The sequence below is a fragment of the uncultured Campylobacter sp. genome, assembly GCF_938045775.1.
In the GTDB taxonomy this organism is placed as follows: domain Bacteria; phylum Campylobacterota; class Campylobacteria; order Campylobacterales; family Campylobacteraceae; genus Campylobacter_B.
On sequence record NZ_CALIBH010000163.1, the window covers coordinates 1 to 4,590 of the forward strand.

Here is a 4,590-nt window from a genome sequence, read left to right on the forward strand (position 1 = left end):
CTTAAAATTTCGTCTCAAAAAATCACGTATGAGAAATTCCGCTTTATCTTTACGGCTTAAAATTTCGTACGGATTACACCGAGCAAAATCTCGTCACTGCGCGACGCAAGCTTAAAATTTCAGCGGCGAACTCGCCGCATATTAAATTCTGCTTCATTATTACGACTTAAATTCTATCACAAGCCCGCAGATTTAAAATTTTACTTCAAACGACGCCGTGAAATTTCTACCCTCCTAGATACATATCTCGCGGTGCCTGCGCCGCTCGCACTTAGCGGCGACGCTATTTCTTTGCCGATAGCAACCCTCGCACAGGATGCCTACCACAGCGCATAGAAAATAAAGCGCGCCGCCTGCTCGATCGCCGCCTCTAAAAATTTTAAGCGACCGCAAAATTTTAAAATTTAAAAGCAGCCTGCGATTAAGCCGATTTTTATAAATTTAGATTTGCTTTGTAGCGGCGCAATCTGGTGAGCAAGGCGCAACTATAAGTTACGCAGCTAGCTTTACGCGAGCTGCTTAAACATTTCGATCTGTTCCTTCGTAAGCTCGATCAAATCATCGTTTGCGTATTTAAGCGATGTCTCCAGACTTTCGTAAGCTCGATCAAATCATCGTTTGCGTATTTAAGCGATGTCTCCAGACTTGCGATGAGCTCCTTACGGACGAAGCTCACGCTAAAAAGCGTCGCCCAAAATCGCGCTCCGCTGCCCGTGCTCGGATCTTCTAAGACCGCTCTAATCGCAGCTACCGCAGCAGCATCGTCCGCCGCGCCCAATACCTCGTCCACGAGCGGATATTCACCTACGCCGTCGCCCTCGTTTAGCGAGCGCAAAAGCGGCTCAAGCGCTTCATCACATGGATTATCACGCAAAAATTCCCGTACCGCGCGAAACTCTGCCGCGAGCTGATCCGAAAGCTGCGCAGGCATCGGCTGATGAAGTCTCAAAAAGTCTAATGCCGTTTGCTTGTCCATAAAATTCCTTTTAAATGATATGCGCGATTGTAGCTAATTTTGGATTGCAAAGAGATAAATTTACTCTAATTTATCAGCTACTTCCGTCATAAATTCTCAATGATCTTAAATAATTAGACAGTGATTTTGTAGTGGCTTTTAGGGGCGATTTTCGATGGGCTTTGCGGATTACGAAATAAAATTCTAAAATTTTATCCAAATAAAAAAGCCCCCGCGAAGTGCAGGGGCTTACAAGCTTAATCTGTTTAGTCCGGCAGAATTTAGCAGACTAAGAAGGATTATTCCTCGATCTTGCCGGTTTTGATGCGGCGCTCGTAGATTTCGCGCATCTCTCTAATGTCGTTTTTGACCTCGAATACGCCGTGCCAATGCGAATAATCAGGTCCGCCCATTAGCGCGCCTTGGCGCATTCTGCGACCCTCGTGATGCCACGAAGTGTAATAAATACGCTGGAACGCATCCGCCCAAGGATCGTCTTTTAGAAGTTTCTTTTCCTTAAGCTCTTTTAGCATCTTAGTCGCTTCGTCGTTGTAAACGTTATATAGAAGTACCTGCTTATCGCCCACCTCAAAGAAATTATTCGTGTGGGTGCTTGCGTGGCACTCTTTGCAGACTTGCTTCATCTCGGCACGCGCTGCCTCAGGACCGTTTAGGTTACCCGCCAAAGGATTACCAACGTTTAGTTTGCCAGTATTTAAAAACTCGCTTACCGCGGTCTCATTACCGCCGGTGCGTAGATTGCTCTTAGGCTGCCACAAATTCCACTTCAAGCGTTGAGATACGTTGTGAGTGGAGTTTAGATCGCCCACACCGCCGCTAATATGGCAGGTTGCACATGTAGGGGCGCGGTAGTCAGGAACCGCCCAAGTACCAGGAGCGCTATCGAATTTCCACTCATTGCCTTCAGCGTTAAATACGTGTCCGTGCATTGAGTTGTTGTAAATTTCGATATCCGGATGATCAGGTCCTAAGTGGCAAGATGCGCAAGCAGCAGGCTTACGAGCTTCAGCAATCGAAAATTTATGACCCGAGTGGCACGATTTGCATCCGCCTACGCTACCGTCCGGATAAACCGTACCGATGCCGTAAACGGGCCAGGTCTCTTTGGTAGGCTTGTTATGCTCATCCATTTTAACGACGCTACCGTGGCATTGAGAGCAGCCGGTAATATCAGGCGCATGTTTAAGATCAGGGATATCACGTCCTTCGTAGTGATACATTAGATCAACCATTCCTTTGTTGGCTTGCATCTGCATAGCGCCTCTTGCGTGACCGCTGTTTTCAAACTCTTTAACCTCGTTGCTGTGGCATTTAGCACAAGTTTTTGGGCTAACTAGCACCGAAATATGATTGTCTGTGTCTTTCGGATGCGGCTCTTTAGCTGCCATAGGGCTATCTGCTGGCTGCGAGTGGCAGTCGGTACAGCTAACGCCTACGTGAGCGTGGCGGCTCATCTTCCAATCAGCGACGACGCCCGGAGTTTTTTCGGCATGGCACTCGACACAGCGTCTAGCTAGCGGCGTAAGCTGCCTATTTACCTTTAAATTCTTCGTAAGACTAACGTTTACGGAATTGCTTACGTTCGCATCCGACGCGGACATATTCGCATGCTGCGCGGGCATTTCTGCGAATGCGAACGATGCGATACAGGCTATTAAAATAGCGACTTTTTTTAACATTGCTTCTCCTTTACTTGGTTTTGTTATTTTCTCGGTTGTATTTATCCCAATATTTGGTGATCTCTATACCCATATTTTTGTGACCGACGTTTTCGTGGCACTGCACACAGGTTTTGCCGGTAGTGCCCGCAAAATAATCCCTATGCGCGAGCCAGGCTTTATTTACTTGATTATTCTGCTCTTTTAAATTTCGGTGGCAGCTCAGGCATCCGCTTTCATAAACGAAATGATTTCGCTCCTTGCGTTTTTCTTGCCAGTCGATCTTATCTGCATCGGTAAAGACCGTCTTATAGACGTCGTTTGCGGAGGTTAGAGCTTTGGTCCAAAGATACATAAAGGTATTTTCATGAGAGACATGACAGGCGACGCAATCGGCTTTGAAGCCTTGCGGGTTATTGCCGCCGTGAACATCGTTGTGAAATGCGTTTGCCATCGGCTGCATCGTATGACAGGATACGCAGAATTTATCGGTGCCCGTAAGGTGAACCATCTCCGCAATCCCAAGAGAAAGTATCATTCCTATAAGCACACAAGCGCCCACGAGCAGCACAAGAGTTTTCTTTTTCATAGGTTTCCTTGATTTTAAAATTTCTTCGCAAAATTTTTAGTATTTGATAATTCGAAAAGTGGTATTTTATTATAAAAAGATTAAAAGCCGCTTATTTTCTAGCCTTTTGTTAAAATTTATTAAATGAAGATAAAATTTTAAACTAAGTTTTTAGTTTAACGGAATATAATCCATTAAAATTTCAATACAAGGAGAGATCATGAAAACGATCCAAGCAGCTGAGATTACAAAAGTAGTCAGCGAGCTTTGCAAAAAAGCCTGTTATCACGTCACGCCAGATATGCGCGCGGCATTTGAGAAAGCGCGCGAGAACGAGACTTCGCCTATCGGCAAAGATATCTTAGGCAAGCTCTTGCAAAATGCCGATTTGGCAGCGAAAGAGATCGCGCCGATCTGTCAAGATACCGGTATGACGGTGGTTTTTGTCGAACTCGGTCAGGATGTGCATATCGAGGGCGGATATCTGGAGGACGCTATCAATGCAGGCGTCGCGGACGGCTACGTAGGCGGCTATCTGCGCAAATCCGTGGTTGCAGAGCCGCTTTTTGAGCGCAAAAACACCACGAACAATACCCCCGCGGTCATCAATACCCGCATCGTCCCAGGCGACAAACTTAAGATCAAAGTAGCTCCTAAGGGCTTTGGCAGCGAAAACAAATCGGTGCTAAAAATGCTCGTTCCCGCAGACGGCATCGAGGGGGTAAAAAAGGTATTTTTAGAGGCGGTCAAATACGCTGGTCCTAATGCTTGCCCTCCTATGGTCGTAGGCGTCGGTATCGGTGGCACGATGGATAAGGCGGCGCTTTTAGCCAAACAAGCTGCAGTTCGCTCGATCGACAGCAGAAATCCCGACGAGCGCTACGCCAAGCTAGAAGATGAGTTACTGGAGATGGCTCGCGCTACGGGCGTCGGTCCGCAGGGTCTGGGCGGCATAAATACCGCCGTTAAGGTCAATGTAGAGTGGTATCCGACCCACATAGCGGGGCTTCCGGTCGCCGTTAATATCAACTGCCACGCGGCTCGCCATGCCGATGCCGAACTATAAGGAGGAAATCATGTCAGAAGTTAAAAGAATTACCGCACCTTTCGATAAAAGCGTAGTAAAAAGCCTAAAGGCGGGCGATAACGTCCTAATTAGCGGCACCATCATCGCAGCTCGCGATGCCGCACACAAGGCTCTAACCGAAACTCTCGCTCGCGGCGAGAAGCTACCCGTAAATTTAGCAGGCGAGACGATATATTATCTGGGACCGACCCCCGCCAAACCGGGTCAGGCAATCGGTGCTGCAGGACCTACGACTAGCGGACGCATGGACAAATACACTCCGACGATGATAAACGAAGTGGGCATAAACGGCATGATCGGC

Annotated in this window: 5 protein-coding genes; 2 read left to right on the forward strand and 3 right to left on the reverse strand. The window is 47.4% G+C overall.

Annotated elements, in window-relative coordinates; all coding sequences use genetic code 11:
• Positions 1 to 553: 553 nt before the first annotated feature.
• The 3 genes from Q0238_RS06160 to Q0238_RS06170 form a co-directional block, all read right to left on the reverse strand.
• On the reverse strand, positions 554 to 976 hold the full coding sequence (locus tag Q0238_RS06160) for a hypothetical protein (protein WP_297944018.1): 423 nt from the start codon (positions 974 to 976) through the stop codon (positions 554 to 556).
• Between the two features lie 278 nt (positions 977 to 1,254).
• Positions 1,255 to 2,655, reverse strand: coding sequence for a multiheme c-type cytochrome (locus tag Q0238_RS06165; RefSeq protein WP_297944020.1), 1,401 nt, complete (start codon positions 2,653 to 2,655; stop codon positions 1,255 to 1,257).
• 10 nt (positions 2,656 to 2,665) lie between these two features.
• A complete protein-coding gene (locus tag Q0238_RS06170) occupies positions 2,666 to 3,223 on the reverse strand; it encodes a NapC/NirT family cytochrome c (protein ID WP_291940163.1) in 558 nt (185 codons plus the stop codon).
• Between the two features lie 199 nt (positions 3,224 to 3,422).
• Between Q0238_RS06170 and Q0238_RS06175 the strand changes: the two genes are divergently transcribed.
• Positions 3,423 to 4,268, forward strand: coding sequence for a fumarate hydratase (locus Q0238_RS06175; protein WP_297944022.1), 846 nt, complete (start codon positions 3,423 to 3,425; stop codon positions 4,266 to 4,268).
• A 10-nt stretch (positions 4,269 to 4,278) separates the two neighbouring features.
• The coding region (locus Q0238_RS06180; RefSeq protein ID WP_297944024.1) for a fumarate hydratase C-terminal domain-containing protein at positions 4,279 to 4,590 on the forward strand (312 nt) is incomplete at its 3' end.

Bases quoted from the DNA above. Each gene is read 5' to 3' on its own strand.
- Q0238_RS06160 (WP_297944018.1), bottom strand. From the start codon at position 976: ATGGACAAGCAAACGGCATTAGACTTTTTGAGACTTCATCAGCCGATG.
- Q0238_RS06165 (WP_297944020.1), bottom strand. From the start codon at position 2,655: ATGTTAAAAAAAGTCGCTATTTTAATAGCCTGTATCGCATCGTTCGCA.
- Q0238_RS06170 (WP_291940163.1), bottom strand. From the start codon at position 3,223: ATGAAAAAGAAAACTCTTGTGCTGCTCGTGGGCGCTTGTGTGCTTATA.
- Q0238_RS06175 (WP_297944022.1), top strand. From the start codon at position 3,423: ATGAAAACGATCCAAGCAGCTGAGATTACAAAAGTAGTCAGCGAGCTT.